General features: G+C 72.5%; 21 protein-coding genes and 1 tRNA gene. 12 read left to right on the forward strand and 10 right to left on the reverse strand.

All coding sequences use genetic code 11. The features are described 5' to 3' along the window. The first annotated feature begins 95 nt into the window (after positions 1 to 95). From ABEB17_RS17530 to ABEB17_RS17540, 3 genes are read left to right on the forward strand one after another with little or no spacing between them, the layout of a single operon-like run. On the forward strand, positions 96 to 1,721 hold the full coding sequence (locus ABEB17_RS17530) for an MDR family MFS transporter (RefSeq protein WP_378226974.1): 1,626 nt from the start codon (positions 96 to 98) through the stop codon (positions 1,719 to 1,721). Next, complete coding sequence (locus ABEB17_RS17535; protein WP_345718042.1) at positions 1,718 to 2,185, forward strand: MarR family winged helix-turn-helix transcriptional regulator; 468 nt, start codon at positions 1,718 to 1,720, stop codon at positions 2,183 to 2,185. The genes ABEB17_RS17530 and ABEB17_RS17535 overlap by 4 nt, the downstream gene beginning before the upstream one ends. A 17-nt stretch (positions 2,186 to 2,202) precedes the next feature. Next, positions 2,203 to 2,667: a MarR family winged helix-turn-helix transcriptional regulator gene (locus ABEB17_RS17540; RefSeq protein ID WP_345718043.1), complete on the forward strand. Its 465-nt coding sequence runs from the start codon at positions 2,203 to 2,205 to the stop codon at positions 2,665 to 2,667. Here the strand turns inward: ABEB17_RS17540 and ABEB17_RS17545 are convergent. Further along, complete coding sequence (locus tag ABEB17_RS17545) at positions 2,654 to 2,938, reverse strand: DUF6295 family protein (protein WP_345718044.1); 285 nt, start codon at positions 2,936 to 2,938, stop codon at positions 2,654 to 2,656. The two genes, ABEB17_RS17540 and ABEB17_RS17545, sit on opposite strands and share 14 nt — an antisense overlap. Before the next feature lie 11 nt (positions 2,939 to 2,949). Beyond that, entirely contained in the window at positions 2,950 to 3,702 is a 753-nt protein-coding gene (locus tag ABEB17_RS17550) for a dienelactone hydrolase family protein (protein ID WP_345718045.1), read from the reverse strand. A gap of 109 nt (positions 3,703 to 3,811) precedes the next feature. Between ABEB17_RS17550 and ABEB17_RS17555 the strand changes: the two genes are divergently transcribed. Further along, positions 3,812 to 4,303, forward strand: coding sequence for a potassium channel family protein (locus ABEB17_RS17555; protein WP_345718046.1), 492 nt, complete (start codon positions 3,812 to 3,814; stop codon positions 4,301 to 4,303). Positions 4,304 to 4,309: 6 nt separating this feature from the next. On the opposite strand, the gene ABEB17_RS17560 is transcribed toward ABEB17_RS17555, so the two are convergent. Next, positions 4,310 to 5,038: a ZIP family metal transporter gene (locus ABEB17_RS17560; protein WP_345718047.1), complete on the reverse strand. Its 729-nt coding sequence runs from the start codon at positions 5,036 to 5,038 to the stop codon at positions 4,310 to 4,312. An 86-nt stretch (positions 5,039 to 5,124) separates the two neighbouring features. Here ABEB17_RS17560 and ABEB17_RS17565 point away from each other — a divergent pair, with 86 nt between their 5' ends. Then, positions 5,125 to 6,501: a pyridoxal phosphate-dependent decarboxylase family protein gene (locus tag ABEB17_RS17565; protein WP_345718048.1), complete on the forward strand. Its 1,377-nt coding sequence runs from the start codon at positions 5,125 to 5,127 to the stop codon at positions 6,499 to 6,501. A 9-nt stretch (positions 6,502 to 6,510) separates the two neighbouring features. On the opposite strand, the gene ABEB17_RS17570 is transcribed toward ABEB17_RS17565, so the two are convergent. Genes ABEB17_RS17570 through ABEB17_RS17580 form a run of 3 tightly spaced genes read right to left on the reverse strand, consistent with a single transcriptional unit; the run spans position 6,511 to position 10,616 of the window. After that, complete coding sequence (locus tag ABEB17_RS17570) at positions 6,511 to 7,290, reverse strand: uracil-DNA glycosylase family protein (RefSeq protein ID WP_345718049.1); 780 nt, start codon at positions 7,288 to 7,290, stop codon at positions 6,511 to 6,513. Positions 7,291 to 7,327: 37 nt separating this feature from the next. Continuing rightward, positions 7,328 to 9,001: a S41 family peptidase gene (locus ABEB17_RS17575; RefSeq protein ID WP_345718050.1), complete on the reverse strand. Its 1,674-nt coding sequence runs from the start codon at positions 8,999 to 9,001 to the stop codon at positions 7,328 to 7,330. 1 nt (position 9,002) lies between these two features. Next, the gene (locus tag ABEB17_RS17580; protein ID WP_345718051.1) at positions 9,003 to 10,616 is read right to left on the reverse strand and encodes an amidohydrolase family protein; all 1,614 of its coding nucleotides are present in this window, start codon (positions 10,614 to 10,616) and stop codon (positions 9,003 to 9,005) included. A 96-nt stretch (positions 10,617 to 10,712) separates the two neighbouring features. Between ABEB17_RS17580 and ABEB17_RS17585 the strand changes: the two genes are divergently transcribed. The 6 genes from ABEB17_RS17585 to ABEB17_RS17610 all read left to right on the forward strand — a co-directional run bounded on the left by ABEB17_RS17585 (position 10,713) and on the right by ABEB17_RS17610 (position 13,585). Further along, positions 10,713 to 11,411 (forward strand): phosphatase PAP2 family protein, encoded by a 699-nt coding sequence (locus ABEB17_RS17585; RefSeq protein ID WP_345718494.1) that lies wholly within the window; start codon positions 10,713 to 10,715, stop codon positions 11,409 to 11,411. After that, a tRNA-Arg gene (locus ABEB17_RS17590) sits at positions 11,374 to 11,449 on the forward strand. Before ABEB17_RS17585 ends, ABEB17_RS17590 begins: the two co-directional genes overlap by 38 nt. A 49-nt stretch (positions 11,450 to 11,498) precedes the next feature. Next, positions 11,499 to 12,029: a GNAT family N-acetyltransferase gene (locus ABEB17_RS17595; protein ID WP_345718052.1), complete on the forward strand. Its 531-nt coding sequence runs from the start codon at positions 11,499 to 11,501 to the stop codon at positions 12,027 to 12,029. Positions 12,030 to 12,114: 85 nt separating this feature from the next. After that, positions 12,115 to 12,621, forward strand: coding sequence for an OsmC family protein (locus ABEB17_RS17600; protein ID WP_345718053.1), 507 nt, complete (start codon positions 12,115 to 12,117; stop codon positions 12,619 to 12,621). A gap of 34 nt (positions 12,622 to 12,655) precedes the next feature. Next, a complete protein-coding gene (locus ABEB17_RS20030; RefSeq protein WP_378226975.1) occupies positions 12,656 to 12,928 on the forward strand; it encodes a TFIIB-type zinc ribbon-containing protein in 273 nt (90 codons plus the stop codon). A gap of 21 nt (positions 12,929 to 12,949) precedes the next feature. Beyond that, a complete protein-coding gene (locus ABEB17_RS17610; RefSeq protein WP_345718054.1) occupies positions 12,950 to 13,585 on the forward strand; it encodes a DUF2461 domain-containing protein in 636 nt (211 codons plus the stop codon). 14 nt (positions 13,586 to 13,599) lie between these two features. On the opposite strand, the gene ABEB17_RS17615 is transcribed toward ABEB17_RS17610, so the two are convergent. Beyond that, complete coding sequence (locus ABEB17_RS17615; RefSeq protein WP_345718055.1) at positions 13,600 to 15,042, reverse strand: MFS transporter; 1,443 nt, start codon at positions 15,040 to 15,042, stop codon at positions 13,600 to 13,602. Positions 15,043 to 15,153: 111 nt separating this feature from the next. Here ABEB17_RS17615 and ABEB17_RS17620 point away from each other — a divergent pair, with 111 nt between their 5' ends. Continuing rightward, the gene (locus tag ABEB17_RS17620; RefSeq protein ID WP_345718056.1) at positions 15,154 to 15,594 is read left to right on the forward strand and encodes a MarR family winged helix-turn-helix transcriptional regulator; all 441 of its coding nucleotides are present in this window, start codon (positions 15,154 to 15,156) and stop codon (positions 15,592 to 15,594) included. Here the strand turns inward: ABEB17_RS17620 and ABEB17_RS17625 are convergent. The 3 genes from ABEB17_RS17625 to ABEB17_RS17635 all read right to left on the reverse strand — a co-directional run bounded on the left by ABEB17_RS17625 (position 15,591) and on the right by ABEB17_RS17635 (position 17,857). Continuing rightward, positions 15,591 to 16,322: a DsbA family oxidoreductase gene (locus ABEB17_RS17625; protein WP_345718057.1), complete on the reverse strand. Its 732-nt coding sequence runs from the start codon at positions 16,320 to 16,322 to the stop codon at positions 15,591 to 15,593. The two genes, ABEB17_RS17620 and ABEB17_RS17625, sit on opposite strands and share 4 nt — an antisense overlap. Positions 16,323 to 16,374: 52 nt before the next feature. Then, entirely contained in the window at positions 16,375 to 16,887 is a 513-nt protein-coding gene (locus ABEB17_RS17630) for an HNH endonuclease (RefSeq protein ID WP_345718058.1), read from the reverse strand. Between the two features lie 199 nt (positions 16,888 to 17,086). Further along, entirely contained in the window at positions 17,087 to 17,857 is a 771-nt protein-coding gene (locus tag ABEB17_RS17635) for a C40 family peptidase (RefSeq protein ID WP_345718059.1), read from the reverse strand. Positions 17,858 to 17,863 lie beyond the last annotated feature (6 nt).

Consider the following 17,863-nt stretch of genomic DNA (forward strand, 5'->3'; position numbering starts at 1 on the left):
CGAACCGGCTTGGACGGCGGACCCGCGGCCTTAGTTGACGTATGCAACCTTCTTACATATGGTTGCTATCTATCAACTAAGCCTCAGGAGCAGCCTTGAGTACCACCACGTCCGCCCCGGCCAGCGACGTCGAGCACGAGCCCGCGTCGGGCGCCCCCGCCATGACCCACGGCGAGGTCCTCGAGGCCCTGTCCGGGCTGCTGCTCGGCATGCTGGTCGCGATCCTGTCGAGCACGGTCGTCTCGACCTCCCTGCCCAAGATCATCGGCGACCTCGGTGGCGGCCAGTCCGCCTTCACCTGGGTCGTCACGGCCACGCTGCTGGCGACCACGGTCAGCACGCCGATCTGGGGCAAGTTCGCGGACCTGTTCAACCGCAAGCTGCTCCTGCAGACCTCGCTGTTCGTGTTCGTGCTGGGTTCGGCGCTGGCCGGCTTCTCGCAGAGCTCCGGGCAGCTCATCACGTTCCGCGTCCTGCAGGGCCTCGGCGCCGGCGGCCTGACCGCCCTGTCGCAGGTCGTGCTGGCCGACATCATCAGCCCCCGCGAGCGCGGCCGGTACATGGGCTACCTCGGCGCCGTGATGGCGGTCGGCACCGTGGGCGGTCCGCTGCTCGGCGGCGTCGTCACCGACGGCATCGGCTGGCGGTGGAACTTCTTCATCGGCATCCCGCTGGCCGCCGTCGCCATCGCGGTCATCCAGAAGACCCTGCACCTGGCCCCGCGAGCCCGTCGGGAGAACGTCCGGATCGACTACCTCGGCACCGCGTTGATCGCCGGCTCGGTCAGCCTGCTGCTGATCTGGGTCACGCTGGCCGGCGACCACTTCGACTGGGTCTCGCCGACCTCGGCCCTGATGGTCGGTGGCAGCCTGCTGATGGGCGTGCTGCTGGTGCTCGTCGAGCGCCGCGCCGCCGAGCCCGTGCTCCCCATGAGCCTGTTCAGGAACCGCACCATCGCCCTGGCGCTGGTCGCCAGCGTCGCCGTTGGCGTCGCGATGTTCGGCACCTCGGTGTTCCTCAGCCAGTACATGCAGCTCGCGCGGGGCAAGACCCCCACCGTGTCCGGCCTGCTCACCATCCCGATGATGGTCGGGCTGCTCGTCTCCTCCACGATCGTCGGCCAGCTGATCAGCCGGACCGGCATCTGGAAGCGCTACATGGTGACCGGCGCGGTGGTGCTGACCGTCGGCCTGGCCCTGATGGGGACCGTGCGCTACGACACCGCGTGGTGGGAGCTGGCGGTGTTCATGGCGCTCGTCGGCATGGGCATCGGCATGGTGATGCAGAACCTCGTGCTCGTCGTCCAGAACGTGCTGCCGCCGCGGCAGATGGGGTCCGGTAGCGCCTCGGTCGCGTTCTTCCGCAGCCTGGGTGGGGCCATCGGCGTCTCGGCGATGGGCGCCCTGCTGGCGCACCGGGTGACCGCGCTCGTCACCGAGGGGCTGGCCGCGCTCGGCGTGCAGGGCAACGGGTCCGGCGCGCTGCCGAACCTCGCGACACTGCCCGCGCCGGTGCGCGCCGTCGTGGAGTCCGCGTACGGCGAGGGCGTCGGTGACGTGTTCCTGGCTGCGGTACCGCTGGGCGTCATCGCACTGATCGCCATCGCGTTCCTGCCCAACCGCCCGCTCGGCACCCAGTCCGCCTCCGAGCAGCTGGCCGAGGAGGAGCTGGCCGCCGCCGGGATGGGGGTCGACCCCGAGCACGCTGGGGCCGGCCGATGAGCCCGCTCGAGCCGGCGGACCGGGTGCTGACCACCCTGCGCGAGCTGCTGCTGCGGGCCCGCCGGGTCAAGGCGCAGGAGGCGACCGCGGTGCACCCGGCCCTGCACGGCGGTCCGTGGACGTTGCTGGTCCGGCTGATCGAGGACGGCCCGACCCGGGCGTGCACGATCGCCCAGCGGCTGGAGGTCCCGCCCAGCGTGGTCACCCGGCAGGCCGACGAGCTGGCCGCGCTGGGCCTGCTGGAGCGGCGGGTCGACCCCACGGACGGGCGGGCCCGGCTGCTCGCCGCGACCGACGACGCCCGGCACCGCTGCGGTGACGAGCCGCGTCCGTACGGCCGGTTGGTCCGGAGCGCGCTGGCCGGGTGGGAGCCACGGGACGTCGAGACGCTGGCAGGTCTGCTGGAGCGACTCTCGCGGGTGCTCGAGCCGGCGGACGAGCCGGTGGACGTCGCCTGCCCGTGATGGTCCACACTGCCCAGATGAGCGAGACCAGGCCCAGCAGCCGGGCTACGGACGAGGACGTGCGCCGGATCCAGCTCGAGCTGGGCGTGCTCATCTCGCACGCCCGCCGCTCGATCCGCGAGGCCGCGACCTTCGTCCACCCGGACCTGCAGTCCTCGGGCTACGCGATCTTGTTCCACCTCGTCCAGGAGGGCCCGACGCTGGCCCGCGGGCTGGCGGAGTCGTTCGGCCTGGACAAGGCCGCGATCAGCCGGCAGGTGGCCCAGCTCGAGCAGCTCGGGTTGATCGCCCGGACGCCGCACCCCGTCGACGGCCGGGCGCAGCTGCTCACCGTCACCGACGAGGGACGGCGACGCTGCGCCGACGACATCGACCGCCGGGCCGCCATCCTCCGCTCGCACCTGAGCAGCTGGTCGGGCGCGGACCTGCGCTCGCTCGGTGAGCTGCTCGGCCGGCTGAACGGCTCGGTCACGCGCCCCTGAGCGAGGCGTCCTCCAGCAGGGCGGCGGGCGCGGCGTCCAGTGCCTGGGTGATGGCCGCAGCGAGCGCCCGGGCCGACTCGGCGGTGAGCTCGAGCGCGACCCGCGCGGACGGGCCGAGCGCCGGCGCCAGCACGTCGATGTTGAGCGTGTGCTCGGCCTGGGCGCGCACGGGGTGGTCGAACGACACCGAGGCGAGCGTCGCGTCGAACCAGCCCGTTGCTCCCTTGCCGCAGCCCTGCACGTCGACCGTGAACGTCTCGTAGGTGCACATGCGCTGCCTCCTCAGGCCAGGGTCCGGGCGAAGAAGTCCTCGATGATCCGCCAGCCCTGCGTCGCGGCGTGCTGGCGGTAGCCGGGACGGTCGACGGCGAAGAAGGCGTGACCGGCGTCGTCGAACGAGTGGAACTCGTGCCGTTTGTCGTTGTCCCGCAACGCCTTCGCGAGCTCTTCGACCTGCTCGGGCGAGGGGTAGGCGTCCTCCGTGCCGAAGAGCCCGAGCAACGGGCAGGCGAGCTGCGCGGCACGGCCCACGAGCGGGCGGGCCTTCAGGGTCGAACCCGCCGGCGGTTCTCCGACGACGAACGCGCCGTAGCAGTCCACGGCCGCCTGCAGCGGCAGGCTGGTGGCGGCGAGGAAGGCGTGCCGCCCACCGCTGCAGTGGCCGATCACGGCCACCTTCTGGTTGGACGACGGCAGCGCCCGCAGCGCGGCGGCGGCCCCGGCGACGTCGCCGACCAGGCGTTCGTCGGGCACCCCGCCGAGCGCCCGCACGGTGGCGGCGGCGTCGTCCGGGTCGGCGCCGGGAGCCTCACGGAAGTAGAGGTTCGGGCAGATCGCGTCGTAGCCCATGACGGCGAACCGCCGGGTCATCTCCTTCGTCGCGGCGTCGTAGCCGGGCAGGTGGTGGATGACGACCACGCCGCCCCGGGATCCCTCGCCCATCCGGCCGGCCGCGTACGCCTCGAGCTCGTCACCGCCGTCCCCGGTGATCGTGGTCGTGCCGGCCCAGATGGTGTCGGCTGCGGTGTGCGGCATGCGTTCTCCTTCTCCCGAGATGTCACGGTCGCCCCCTTGGCGGACGCTACGCCGACCCACCCAGGTCGGGTGATGGCGGGTCTTCCGGCGGCGTGGTCCACTGTTCGCCATGAACAGGCAGAGCTGGAGCTGGGTGGGCACGCTGGCGGCGCTCATCCTGGTGTCGGTTCTCTATGCCGTGCTGCCGTGGCGGACGATGCAGCCGTCCAACGGCTTCCTCGTCGCGTTCGCGTTCACCTTCGGACTGATCGCGGCCGGGGCCCTGGTCCTGTGGCAGGTCACCCGCTACCGCAGCGGCCGCGGTCGTGGCGCCGCGCAGCTGCGCGGCCTGGCGACGGCCATGTGGATCGCCGTGCTGTTCTTCTCCGGCACCTACTACAGCCTCGCCGTCAACGACCCCGGGCAGATGAGTGGCAGCCTGCACACCCGGTTGGACGCGCTCTACTTCACCATGTCGACGGTCTCCACCGTCGGCTTCGGCGACATCACCGCCAGCGGCCAGGCCGCCCGCGCCATCGTGTGCCTGAACATCGCGTTCAACCTGGTGGTGCTGGCCCTCGCCGTCACCACCATCCGCGAGCTGCACCGCCACCGCGCCTGAGCGTCCTCACTGGACGACCGTCAGCGCCCCGGCGACGAGGAACCCGAGCACGGTGACGAGGCCGACGCTGTCCCCACCGTGCTGGAACGCCTCCGGCATCATCGAGTCGGCCAGCATCGTGAGCACCGCTCCCCCGGCGAACGCCTGGGCGTAGACCCCGCTGCTGCCCATCGACGTCGACACGACGAAGCCCAGCACGGCCACCACGGCACAGGCGACCGTGAGCGCCGTCCACATCCGGAAGATGCGCCCCGAGGAGTACCCGGCGTCCTGCAGGCTCGTCGTCCCGGCCACACCCTGCGGGATGTTCGAGACGAACACGGCCGCGACGAAGGCGATGCTGATGCCGCCGCCGAGCGCGATGGTCGAGCCGAGGATGAACGCCTCGGGGATGCCGTCCAGCAGAGCCCCGACGAACATCGCCGCCCCCGAGGACCCGCTGGCCGCGGAGTCGATCGACGAGCGGTCCGACCCGCCGCCCTGGTCCACCAGGCGGTCCCCGACGTAGTACGCCAGGGCGCCGACCAGGAGCGACACCGCGACCCAGGGGCCCTTCTCCAGGATGGACTCCGGGACGAGCTCGTACGCGACCGCGCTGAGCAAGGTGCCGGCCCCGAACCCCATCACCAGCCCGGTGATCTTGTTCTTCCCGGTGAGCGGGCGGGCCAACGCCTGGCCCAGGTACAGCGAGGCGGACGAGAAAGCGCCCCAGAAGACCGCCGTCCAGACACCCACGCGCCCACCTCTCGCTGCTGCCGCCCCGACTTCCTAGCGGAACCGTACCGACGGGGCATCGAGGGCGCCGAGGGTACGGTCTCGACATGGACGACTTCCACGCGTTGCTGCACCGCGTCGCCGACATCACCAGCCAGTACCGAGCCGGCCTGGCCGAGCGGCGGGTGATCGCGAGCTCGGACGTCGAGACGCTCGCCGCCGCCGTCGGCGGACCCCTGCCGGCCGGGCCGACCGACGCCGCGGAGGTCGTCGACGAGCTGGCCGCGGCCGTGCAGCCGGGACTGGTCGCGACCGCCGGGACGCGGTTCTTCGGGTTCGTCATCGGCGGCGCGTTGCCTGCGGCCACGGCGGCGGACATGCTCGCCACCGGCTGGGACGCGGTGGCGTTCAACGCGGCCACCTCCCCAGCGGCCATGGCGGTGGAGCACGCGGCCGGGTCGTGGGTGAAGCAGCTGCTCGGCGTCCCGGACGGCGCGTCCGTCGGCTTCGTCACCGGCGCCCAGGCCGCCAACACCGTCGGGCTCTCGGCGGCACGGCACCACGTCCTGGCCCAGGCCGGGTGGGACGTTGAGCGCCGGGGCCTGATCGGAGCGCCGGCCGTGCGGGTGCTGGCCTCGCAGGAGCGGCACGCGACGGTCGACCGGTCGTTGCGGCTGCTGGGTTTCGGCTCCGACCTGGTCGAGGCCGTCGACGCCGACGGCAACGGCGCGATCGACGTCCGGCACCTGGAGACCCTGCTGGCTCAGGGGGAGCCGGACCAGCCGCTCATCGTCTGCCTGCAGGCCGGCAACGTGAACACCGGCGCGTGCGACGACCTGCGTGCCGCCTGCGACCTGGTGCACGCGCGCGGAGGCTGGGTGCACGTCGACGGCGCCTTCGGGTTGTGGGCCGCCGCCAGCCCCGGGCTTCGGCACCTGGTCGACGGCGTCGAGCTCGCCGACTCCTGGGGCTGCGACGCCCACAAGTGGCTCAACGTGCCCTACGACTCGGCCTTCGCGATGGTGTCCCGCCCGGACGTGCACGCGGCCGCCATGTCGTACACCGCCGCCTACCTCGTCGGCTCCGGGGTGCTGCCCGTCGGCGCGGACTTCACCGCCGAGTCCTCGCGGCGCGGTCGCGGGTTCGCCGTCTGGGCCGCGATCCGCGAGCTCGGCGCGAGCGGCGTGGCCGAGCTGGTGGACCGCTGTTGCGCACTGGCGGGACGCTTCGCCGATTCCCTTGCGGCACAAGGGTTCGAGATCGCGAACGACGTCGTCCTCAACCAGGTGCTGGTCTCCTTCGGGGACGACGAGCGCACCGACGCGGTGACGGCCGCCGTGCAGCAGGACGGCACCTGCTGGATGGGCGGCACCACCTGGCGGGGCCGACGGTTCATGCGGATCTCGGTGTCGAACTACGGCACGACCGAGCAGGACGTCGACCGGTCCGTCGCGGCGATCGTCCGCCTCGCCGCCCAGGTCTGAGGGCGCGGCTCAGGGCTGGTTCGTCGGCGCCCGCCAGACCAGCGTGTGCATGAGGTCACCCGACAGGCGCTCGCAGCAGTTGCGGTGCTTGGGTTTGGTGGTCCGGCCGACGTGGTCGTTCCCCAGCCACGGTGGCACCCCGAACGGCAGGTCGCGCGCGGGGACCGGCGCGTAGTCGACCTCCGCGACGCTGCTGCCGTAGTTGGGGCCGGTCGCGTCACCGTCGTCGTCCGGGGTGACGATGCCACGAAGCGCGGTGATGGCGGCCCGCCAACCGGCGACCAGCGCGTCGGCGTTACGGCTCGAGGGGTGCGCGACCTCAAAGAGCGGCACGTCGGGCCGGTCGTCCCACAGGGCGACCGCGGCCTGCGCCTGCCCGCCGAAGGCCACGACCGCCTGCAGCTGCGGCCCGATGATCTTGCCCAGCAGCGTGTTGCGCCAGGCCAGGTGCGCCGGCTCGCTCAGGATGGGAGTGCCCTTGCTGGCCTTGGACGGCAGCAGTGCGTACGCGAACGCGTTGACCAGGACGTAGCTGTGGGTCAGCCCGACCTTGGTCAGGAAGCCCTGCACCCGTTGGCCCGCGTCGCCCACCAGGGTGCGGCCGGCGATGCGCTCCGTAGGGCCGGGATCGGAGGCGATGCAGAGGAGCTTGGCGGACCGGTCCAACCGGCCGCGGTAGAACACCGGTCCCCAGTCGTACCAGAACAGCTCACGGTGCGGCGCGTACGACGGCACGGCCATCAGGTGCTTGGCGACCGCCTTCGGCGGGCCGGGGTCGAACTCGACCATGGAGTGCCTCCTGGTTGGTAGGTCAGCTTTCGGCCGGTCAGGTCTGGGCCAGGACGTCGGCGCAGAACGCGTACAGGTCCCGGTTCTCGTGCAGCAGGTCGTCCCGGGTCATGGCGTACGGGATCCCACTGATCCCCAGGTCCTCGATGGGGATGCCGTCGGACAGCCCGGACCGGATGGCGCGGCGGATCGCCACCGTGAAGCCGACGTCGGCGGGCAGCGGGTCGAACTGGTGGTCCGTCCCGGTCAGCGCATCGCGCAGCTGGTTGCTGGTCCACACGTTGGCCCCACCGGCGCCGGTCGCCTGACCGACGCAGACGAGCGGGCCGACCTCGTTGTCCACCCAACCCGCCGAGAACAGGTCACCGGAGGAGTAGGTGTTCGCGTCCACCACCGCGACGGCCTGCCCGGGGTACGCGCGCGGCCGGTCGTTGCACCACGACGGGTCGGTGAGCGGTAGCGGCTGGGCGTACTGCTCGCCGGTCGACACGGCGTCCTCCAGCGACTCGCTCCACGCCTGCAGCTCCAGCCGGTTGAACGGGCTCGCAGCGAGCTGTCGGGTCAACGGCGACGCGACGAGCTGGAACCGGGTCGGCACGATCGGGTGCTCGGGCGGGTGGTCGGCGAACAGCTGCAGCATCCGCTCCGCGGCCCAGACCAGACCACCAGGGTTGCCGCGGAGGTCCACGATGAGGCGCTGCTGCGGCAGCAGGCCCAGCAGCCGGGCCGCCTCGTCGAGGAACGCGTCGTCGTCGTCCACGTCGAAGGACCAGATGCGCAGGTACCCGAGGTCGGACGTGAGCGCCTGGGCGGCCAGCGTGTCCTGGAAGGTGGTGGTCAGCGGGGCCCGCGACCGGCCGGCGCGCAGCGCCCGCGACGGTGGCGGAACCGGCTGCTCGTCATCCTCGCTGGCCCACAGGGTCGGGGCGAAGAGCTGTTTCTTGGCGCGTCGCACAGCCTCGGCCGCGGGGTCCGCGGCCTGCTTGGTCTGGGCCCGCGACCCCGGCTTCGCGGCAGTCGCCGCCTTTCCGGGCGCGAGCATCCGCCACGGGATGGTCAGCTCGCGCTTGGCGCCCCGTCGCGTCCGGTACCCGAGGACGACCCAGTGCTCGTCCGGCGGCGGACCGTAGTCGAGCGAGCGGAACGTCAGGCTCTCCAACGCCCTGGCCCGGCGCGAGTCGGGCCGCCCACCGGTCTCCCGGTCGGCGTAGAGCTCCACCGCCCGGGCGAACGGGATGCCGTTCCACCACTCCAGGCGCACGCCCGGCTCGAACGTCGGGTCGCCCGGGACCGCGCCGGCCGTCTTGGTGACCAGGTACTGCGGGTCGTCGTCCGGGCCGAACTGCTCGACCAGGAAGGGCAGGGCGGCCACCTGGCCGCGCAGGCTGCTCGGCCCGATGTACCGGGTGTGCGCGTCCCGCAGCCGGGTGACGACCCCGGTGACGGCGAGGTGGAACTCCGCGTCGCTGAGGTCGGAGGCCCTGCGGCGCAACAGCTCCAGCTCGTGCACCGGGTCGATCGCGTACGCGGCCCGCTTGCCCGGAAGGTGCGCGTAGGCGCCACCCAGCACGGCGATCAGGGTGTCCAGCACCGCCTGCCGCTCACCGCCGTCCAGCCGGCCGTCGTCGTCCTGGCCGGCCAGCTCCTGGGTCAGCGATCGACCACGGAGGGTGGACGAGACGTCCAGGCGCTTGCCCCACTTGCTCGCCACCTCAGCCCCCTCGCGTCGGGTAGTACCGGGACAGGTCGTCCAGCAGGCCACCGTGGAAGCCCTTGCCCACCAGGCCCTTCAGCCACTCCGCGTCGTGGGTGAGCGACTCCAGTGCCGGCACGTGCACGTCGCCCAGGTCCTTGGGCAGCCCGCCGACCGGACCCAGCCCGGTCGGCATGTCCAGAGCCAGCCGCAGCGGCGCCTCGTCCTGGTCGAGCCGCCCGGCGAAGGCGCCGATCGTGGTCTGCGCCTTCTCGATCTCGCCCTTGGGGTCGGCGCGCACCTGCTCGATCCGAGCCACGACGTCCGCCCACTGCCAGCGGGTGGCGGTGTCGTCCGCGTGCGTGAGCTGCAGCGAACGGTCTTGTCCCGCAACGGAGATGGTCGTGACCGGCTGGCTGGTCGCCTCCGCCATCAGCGCCGGGGTCCCGTACCGGGCCTGCCCGGCCACGACGACGAGCTCGACGTCGCGCTCGGTCGCGCCGACCACCGCGGCGTACGGGTTCGCCCGGGCGCCGGCCCTGAGGACGAGGACGTCACCGATCGCCTCGGGCTGCAACCGCCCCAGCTGGCGGCGCCACGCCCGGGCCAGCACGTCCCCCGGCGAGGACGTCATCATCGCGACCAGCTGCTCGTCGCTCAGTCCCCACCCCAGGTCGTCGCTGACCAGGCGGGCGACCTTAACCTCACCGAGGACGTGCTTGGTGCCCGAGGGCGCCCAGTCCGAGCCCAGGCAGACGGTGATCCGCTCCCGTTGCGCCGCAGGCACATCGGTGGTCCTGCCGTACAGCCACAGGTTCGAGAACGGCGACCAGGCGATGGCGCCAGCCTTGGCCCGCCACGCCTTGAACCGCGCGGGGTCGGCGGCGTTGGCGTGCACCGCGACGAATCGCGCCTGCAGGCAGCCGGCGCGCTCGGCGTCCACGAACTCCTTCGCCACCACCGAGCCCGGCTGGCCCTCGGAGCAGTGGTAGATGAAGGCGGAGCCCTTCCGCATCCGCTGCGCCCGGGTGGCCAGCGCGGCCGGCTTGTCGGTCAGCACGCTCGCGTAGATGCGGTCGTCGTCTCCGGTGCCGAAGGTCTCGTCCTCGACGTTTCGGACGAGCCAGCCGTCCCGCGGGCGGTTCATCGGCGGCGACCCCTGGATGGTCGTGGTGCCGCCGATGATCGCCTTGGTCTCCACGTAGGCCAGCAGCTCGGCCGGGCACGCGGTGATCAGCGCGTACGCCGGCCAGGTGGTGGACGCCGAGTAGGTCGGCGCCCGGGTCCACGAGTTGTGGTGCAGGAACGGGGTGGTCTGCTTCGGCTCGGTCCACAGCGGCAACGTGTTGTAGGCCAGGTGGTTGTGCAGGTCGATGAGGCCGGGCAGGACCAGCGAGTGGCCGACGTCGACGACCTTCGCGTCGGCGAAGCCGTCGGGCGCCCGCTGCCGCGACGACGTGACCGCCGCGATCCGCCCGTCGTCCTGCAGCCACACGGTGCCGCTGAACGCGCCGGAGCGCGCGGAGGGGACGTCGGGATGGTCGGACATCGCCAGGACGCGCCCGCGAATCGCCCACATGTGCACCACCGCACCTGTCGCGCGCAGGACCGCTAGCCCTGCGATCTTGCTCATGGTCCCGCTTCCGGTGGCCCGGCGACAGGCAAACGGCGGGACTGGGCCGGCGGCGGCTCCCAGAGACGTCTGAGAATCGGGGCGCAGGCTGCCCGGATGGACACCCTGCGACACCTCGACGACCGGTTGGCCGTCGCGGTCAACGACTTCGCCCGGCACACCGGTTGGCTGCACGGACCGGCCCTGGCCTTCGCCTCCTACGGCGTGCTGCTCTTCGCGGCGCCGCTGGTCGCCGGGGTGGTCGTTTCCCGGCACCGCGGGCCGCAGGTGCTGGCCGCGGCGGGGTGGGCGCCCCTCGGCACCCTGCTGGCCGTCGCGGTCAACCAGCCGATCGGACGCGCCGTGGCCGAGAACCGGCCGTACGTGACGCATCCCCAGTGGCTGCGCCTGGCCGCGCGCACCAGCGACTTCTCGTTCCCCTCCGACCACGCGACCATGGCCGGCGCCGTCGTCCTGGGCCTGTGGCTGGTCTCCCGGCGGCTGGGACTCGCCGCGGCGGTGCTCGCCGTCCTGATGGCCTTCACCCGCGTCTACGTCGGGGCGCACTACCCGTGGGACGTCGTGGCCGGGCTGCTGCTCGGTGGCGCGGTCAGCGGGCTCGGCTGGCTGGTGCTGCGCGGACCCTTGACGCGGACCGCCGCCGCGCTGCGGGTCCTGCCCAGCCTGCGGGCCGTCTTCGCCGCCGATCCCGCCGCTGCAGGGAACGGTCGCCGGGGATGGCAGGATGGTCACCGTCGGACGCCGCGCGCCGACCCCCGCCCCCGTAGCTCAGGGGATAGAGCAAGGGTTTCCTAAACCCTGTGTCGCAGGTTCGATTCCTGTCGGGGGCACCAGTCGAAATTCGGTCGCGAACCGCGCCGGTGGGGCCCACGATGGTCTGCGATGGACATCACGATCGAGCCCGAGTGCCCCGACGACCAGGCCGAGATCCACGCCGTCGTCCGGGCCGCCTTCGACCACCACCAGGGCGTCGCGGACATGGTGGACGCCATCCGCGTCTCGCCGAACTTCGTCCCGGACGCGTCACTGGTCGCCCGGCTGGACGGCGAGGTCGTCGGGCACGTGATGCTCAGCTACGTGACGCTGGTGGACGGCGAGGTCCGTCACCGCGTGCTGAGCCTGTCGCCCCTCGCGGTGGCCCCCGCCGTCCAGCGGCGTGGCGTGGGCTCGGCCCTCGTACCGGCGGCGCTGGCGGTCGGCGAGGCGCGTGGTGAGCCGCTCGTCGTCCTGGAGGGGTCCCCGGTCTACTACGGGCGGTTCGGCTTCGTGGACTCCCGACCGCTCGGCATCACGCTCGACCTGCCCGACGGGGCGCCGCGCGAGGCCGGCCAGGTCTACCGGCTCACCGCGTACGACCCGACGGTCCGCGGGCACCTCGTGTACCCGCCCGCGTTCGCCCTCGCCGACGGCTGACGCGCTCACCGGTCACCGACGGGCCACCTAGGCTGGCCCGAGTGCCCCATCTCTGACCAGTGAGCGACGACCGGGAGACCCGACCATGGACGCCGATGCCCTGCGCACGCTGCAGGCCCCGCTCAAGCAGCGCTACCGCGACGACCCGTCGACCGCCGACACCCCGCTGCACGCCAGCGCGACCTTCGACGAGGACGGCATCACCTGCACCGTGCAGACCTGGAGCGGCGAGACCCGCGCCGGACTGCACGAGGCGACCGGTGGCGACGGCCAGGACGCGTGCTCGGGCGACATGCTGCTCGAGGCCGTGCTGGCCTGCGCCGGGGTCACGATGCGCAGCGTGGCGACGGCACTCGGGATCCAGGTCCGCGGAGCCAGCCTGGCCGCCCAGGGCCGCTTCGACGCCCGTGGCACGCTCGGGGTCTCGCGCGAGGCGCCGGTCGGCGTCCAGGACATCCGGCTGGTCGCCGAGCTCGACACCGACGCGGACGACGAGGCGCTCGAGAAGCTGCGCACCCTGACCGAGCGCTACTGCGTGGTCGCCCAGAGCCTGGCCACCCCGCCGTCACTGACGGTGCGGCGCGCCGGCTGAGGAACCTTGGGTCAAGCCCGCCCGTTAGCCGCACATGAGCCTCAGCTGCCCGAAGTGCCAGAGCGAGATGCGTTCCTACGAGCGCAACCGCGTCCTCGTCGACCAGTGCACCGGCTGCGGCGGCCTGTTCCTGGACAAGGGTGAGCTCGAGCAGCTCGCCACCGCCGAGAACAGCTGGCACCAGGCGCAGCCGCAGCCCGTCCAGCAGCAGGGCTACCAGCAGCAGGGCTACCAGCAGCAGGGCTACCAGCAGCAGCCGTACCGCAAGAAGAAGAAGTCGTTCCTGTCCGAGCTGTTCGACGACTAGCGGCGGGTGCAGGATCGGGACGTGACGTTCGACGGCATCTCCCCCGCGGCCACCGAGTTCTACGCGCGGCTCGAGGCGGACAACAGCAAGGCGTTCTGGACGGCGCACAAGACCGTCTACGAGTCGCAGGTCCGCGCGCCGCTGGAGGCGCTCGCCGATGCCCTCGAGGACGAGTTCGGAGCCATCAAGCTGTTCCGCCCCTACCGGGACACCCGCTTCGCCCAGGACAAGTCGCCGTACAAGACCCACCAGGGCGCGTTCGGCGGTCCGACCACGGGGGTCGGCTACTACCTGCAGCTGGACGCCGACGGGTTGCTTGCCGGCGGCGGGTTCCGCTCGCACTCGGCCGAGCAGGTCGCCCGGTACCGGGCAGCCGTGGACGACGACACGACCGGCGCGCAGCTGGCGGCACTCGTCGACCGCCTGCGCGCCGACGGCTTCGACATCGAGGGCGACCAGGTCAAGACCCGGCCCCGCGGCGTCCCGGCGGACCACCCCCGCCTCGACCTGATGCGCAACCGCTCGCTGATGGTGTTCCACCGGTACGGGACGCCCGACTGGCTGGCCACTCCGCAGGCCCTCGACCACGTGCAGGCGACCTGGCGTCAGGTCCGGCCGCTCGCCGAGTGGTCCGCCGAGCACGTCGGCGCCGCCTGACGCGCACGGCCCCCTCAGGCGGCCAGCTCGAGCTCACGGGCCTGCGCCTCCACGTGCGCCAGCACGTCTGCCCGCGCGGGCAGCAGCAGGCTGGCCAGCGCGGCGACGGCGTAGCCGACCACGGGCACCAAGCCGGCCGTGAGCATGGCGTCGCGCAGCGAGTCCGGGGTGTACGTCGTCCCGACCACGCCGAAGAACACGACGCCCACGACGGCCACCCCCAGGGCTGCGCCGACCTGCTGCACGGTGCCGTAGGCGCCCGAGGCAGCGCCGGCGTCGCCGGTGGGCACGGTGGCCAGCGCGACGTCGATCAGCGGGACCACGAGCAGCCCGAGCCCGATCCCGGCGAGCAGCAGCGGGGGCACCACGTCGAGGGTGCGCAGCCCGTCCGCCTGCGCCCGGACCACCAGCAGCGTCCAGACCACGGCGAGGGACTGCATCGCGCCGCCGGCGACCATGACCAGCTTGCCGACCTTGACCCCCAGCGGCACGGCCACGGCGACGCCCACGAAGGCGCCGAGGCTGAACGGCAGCAGCGTCAGCCCGGCGTGCATCGCGGTGAAGCCGAGCCCGGTCTGCAGGTAGATGACGGTGATGAGGGCGAACGCCGCCATGGCGCCCTGGAAGGTGGCCTGGGTGACCAGGCCGGCCGAGAAGCCGCGGTTGACGAACAGGTGCATCGGCAGCAGCGCCGACCCGTCGCCGCGCTCGCGGCGACGCTGCTGGACGACGAACACCGCCAGCAGCCCGAGACCAGCTGCTTCCATCGCCCAGATCCAGGCGGGCCAGTCCAGCTGACGGCCCTCGATGATCGGGTAGACCACACCCAGCAGCCCGGCACTGGCCAGGACGACGCCCACCAGGTCGAGGCGCAGCGGCTGCTCGGAGCGGGTGTTCGGCACGAACCGCAGGGCCAGGACCACCAGAGCCAGCCCGATCGGCAGGTTGATCAGGAAGACGCTGCGCCAGCCGATGCCGAACGCGTCGCTGCTGATCATCCAGCCGCCGAGCACCGGCCCGATCACCGCGGACAACCCCGAGACCCCACCGATGACCCCGTAGATCGGCGCGCGCTCACGCGGCGCGAACAGCGCCTGCACCGAGGACAAGGCCTGCGGCACCATCAGCGCGGCGAAGGCGCCCTGCACGACCCGGGCGCCGACCAGCACCTCGGGCGATGGCGCCACGCAGGCCAGCGCCGAGCCGACGGTGAAGCCCAGCACGCCCACCACGAAGACCCGCTGCCGACCGTAGATGTCGCCCAGCCGGCCTCCGGTGACCAGCAGCACGGCGAACGCCAGCAGGTAGCCGCCGACGGTCCACTCCAGCGCGGCGGGTGTGGCGTGCAGGTCGGCCTGCAGGCTCGGCAGGGCGACGTTGACGATGGTCGCGTCCATCAGGTCCATGAAGGACGCGAAGATGAGCACCCCGATCGCCAGCCCTCGGCTTCGTCCCATCACGTCGTCCTCTCGCCTGCGTTACCCTGGAAGGCGGGAAAGTCCCACTCAGGGACTTCTCCACATCGGAATCTTTCCGATGTGGAGAGATCGTAGGGAAGGGCGGCCAGGTTGTCCAGTCCGTCACCGCGCGCCGAGGCCACCGAGCGCATCGCCCTGCACATGCAGGAGGTGATCGCCGCGGCCGTCCTCACCAATGAGCGGATCGCGCGGCTGATCGGACTCAACGTCGTGGACTTCCAGACCTTCGGTGTCCTGCTGCGCCAGGGCTCGCCGATGACGCCCGGCGAGGTCAGCGCGGCCACCGCGCTGCCGTCCAGCACCACCACCCGGGTGCTCGACCGACTCGAGGCGAAGGGCATGGTGCGCCGCGAGGCCGACCCGGACGACCGGCGCAAGGTGCTGGTGCACGCACTGCCGTTCGAGGACGCCCAGGTAGGGCAGGCCTACGGCCAGATCATGAAGGAGATGGCCGAGGTGCACGAGGGCTTCAGCCTGGCCGAGCTCGCGATCGTCGAGCGCTACCTCGCGTCCATCACGTCGATCCGCTAGCAGCCCTCGGGCCCGCACACCTCGGCCTCGGACGACGCGTCGGACGCGACGACGCCCAGCGGGCTGACCAGCGCGGGCCGGCGCTCGTCCCAGGCCTGCTTGAGCGCCTGCTCGAACAGCTCGGCAGGCTGCGCGCCGCTCACCCCGTACTTGCGGTCGATCACGAAGAACGGCACGCCGTTCGCGCCCAGGGCGGCCGCCTCAGCGGCGTCGGCGTCGACGTCCGCGGCGAACTCCTGCGACGCGAGCACCGCGCGCACCCGCTCGGCCGGCAGCCCGACGTCGGTGCCCAGCGTCGCGAGCACCTCGTGGTCCCCGACGTCGAGCGTCTCGACGAAGTAGGCCGACAGCAGCCGCTCCTTCAACGCGTCCTGAGCGCCCGGCGCGCCCTCGGCGTGGGCCAGGTGCAGCAGCCGGTGCGCGTCCACGGTGTTCACGAGCTTCGCGTCGTCCAGGTGGTAGTCGAGCCCGTCCTGGGCGGCGACCTCGCTGACCCGGGCGTTCATCGCCAGCCCGTTCTCGCGGCCGCCGCCGTACTTGCGTCCCAGGTGCGTCGCGACGTCCTCGGTCGACACCCGGGGCGCGGTCGGGTCCAGCTGGAAGGACCGCCAGGTGACCTCGACCGGGACGCCGGACGTCACCGCCGCGGCCTCGAACCGGCGCTTGCCGATGTAGCACCAGGGGCACACCACGTCCGACCAGATCTCGACCTGCAGCGCTTCGCTCATGCTGGGGCCAACGCCGCCGGGCGCCCCGGTTACTCCCCCGACCTGGTGTGATCTAGGCCGCGACGCCGAGGAACTCCTCCCACAGCGGGTCCACGGCCTCGGCCCCACGCAGCGCCCACACCGGACCGGCCGGCGCGTGCGGGCGCACCTGCAGGCGCCAGCCGAGTTCGTCCGGCGTCCGGTTGCCCTTGATGCCGTTGCAGCGCAGGCAGCAGGCCACGAGGTTCTCCCAGGTGTCCGCGCCGCCCCGCGAGCGCGGCAGGACGTGGTCGACCGTCGCTGCGTGACCGCGGCAGTAGGCGCAGCGCTGCCCGTCGCGGCGCAGCACCCCGCGCCGGCTGACCGCCACCGCCCGGCGGCGCGGCGCCCGCACGTAGCGGACCAGCAGGATGACCGAGGGGGTACTCAGTGTCACCCCGTGGCGGTGCAGCGACCCGGGGCTGCGGATCGGTTCGCCGGTGTCGGCCAGCACGGTGGCCTTCCCCGCGAGGACGAGCACGACGGCCCGCTTGAACGAGACGACGGACAGCGGCTCGTAGCCGGCGTTGAGCACGAGCGTGCGCATGGCGCGCCCCTCTCTCGCCGGCGGGGCCCAGCTGGCATGCGGGACACGTCGGCGTCCACGGGTCCGCCCGGATTGACGGCCCACGCGTCAGGGTAAGCGCCCGTACGTGGTGCGGTCACGCACATATGGGCATCGGAAACGCGAGAGCCCGGATCCACTCGGATCCGGGCTCGACGCTGGGGCGGGTCGTGGCTGCTGGTCAGCCGACCCGGCCGAACGTGGCGCTGCTGGAGTAGATGGCCCGCTTGGTGACCGACTCGCCGGTGCGCGGGGAGTCCCACATCATGCCGTTGCCGGCGTAGATGCCCACGTGACCCGGGAAGAACACCAGGTCTCCGGGGACGGCCTCGCTGCGCGAGATCCGGGTGGTGGCGCCGCGCTGGGAGTCCGACGTCCGGGGCAGGTTGATGCCCACCTGGGCGAACACGTACTGGGTGTAGCCCGAGCAGTCGAAGCCGGCCGGGGTGGTGCCGCCGTACTGGTACGGGGTGCCGGCGTAGCGGGCGGCGATCGACAGGACCGCAGCACCGAACTCGGCCGAGCCGGGGTCGCCCGCCTTGATGTGCACGGGGGCGATCGCGGTGCGCTGGGTGTCGCGGCTGACCCGCTGGGTCGTGCGCTCGCGCACCTGCAGCACGGCGGCCTTGGCCTTCGCCTTGGGCTTCGGCTTGGCCTTCGCGGTGAACCCGATGTCGCCGAAGGACGGGGCCTTCGCGACGCCGTCGACGAACGCCGTGGGGACGGCGGACGACAGCTGGGTCGCGGTGCCCGGCTCAGCGGTGCTGGACGACGCGTCGGTAGTGGCCGGGGTCGCGGCGTGCGCCTGCAGGCCCAGGGAGGCCACGAGGCCACCGGAGACGGCCAGGACCGCGGAGGTCTTGGCGACAACGGCGGCCGGGCCAGAGGACTGGACGGCGGCGAGGACGGGCGAGACGGGCGTGGGCTGGCGGTGCCGCCCAGCAGAAGTCATGGTCAC

The sequence above is a fragment of the Angustibacter luteus genome (assembly GCF_039541115.1).
In the GTDB taxonomy this organism is placed as follows: domain Bacteria; phylum Actinomycetota; class Actinomycetes; order Actinomycetales; family Angustibacteraceae; genus Angustibacter; species Angustibacter luteus.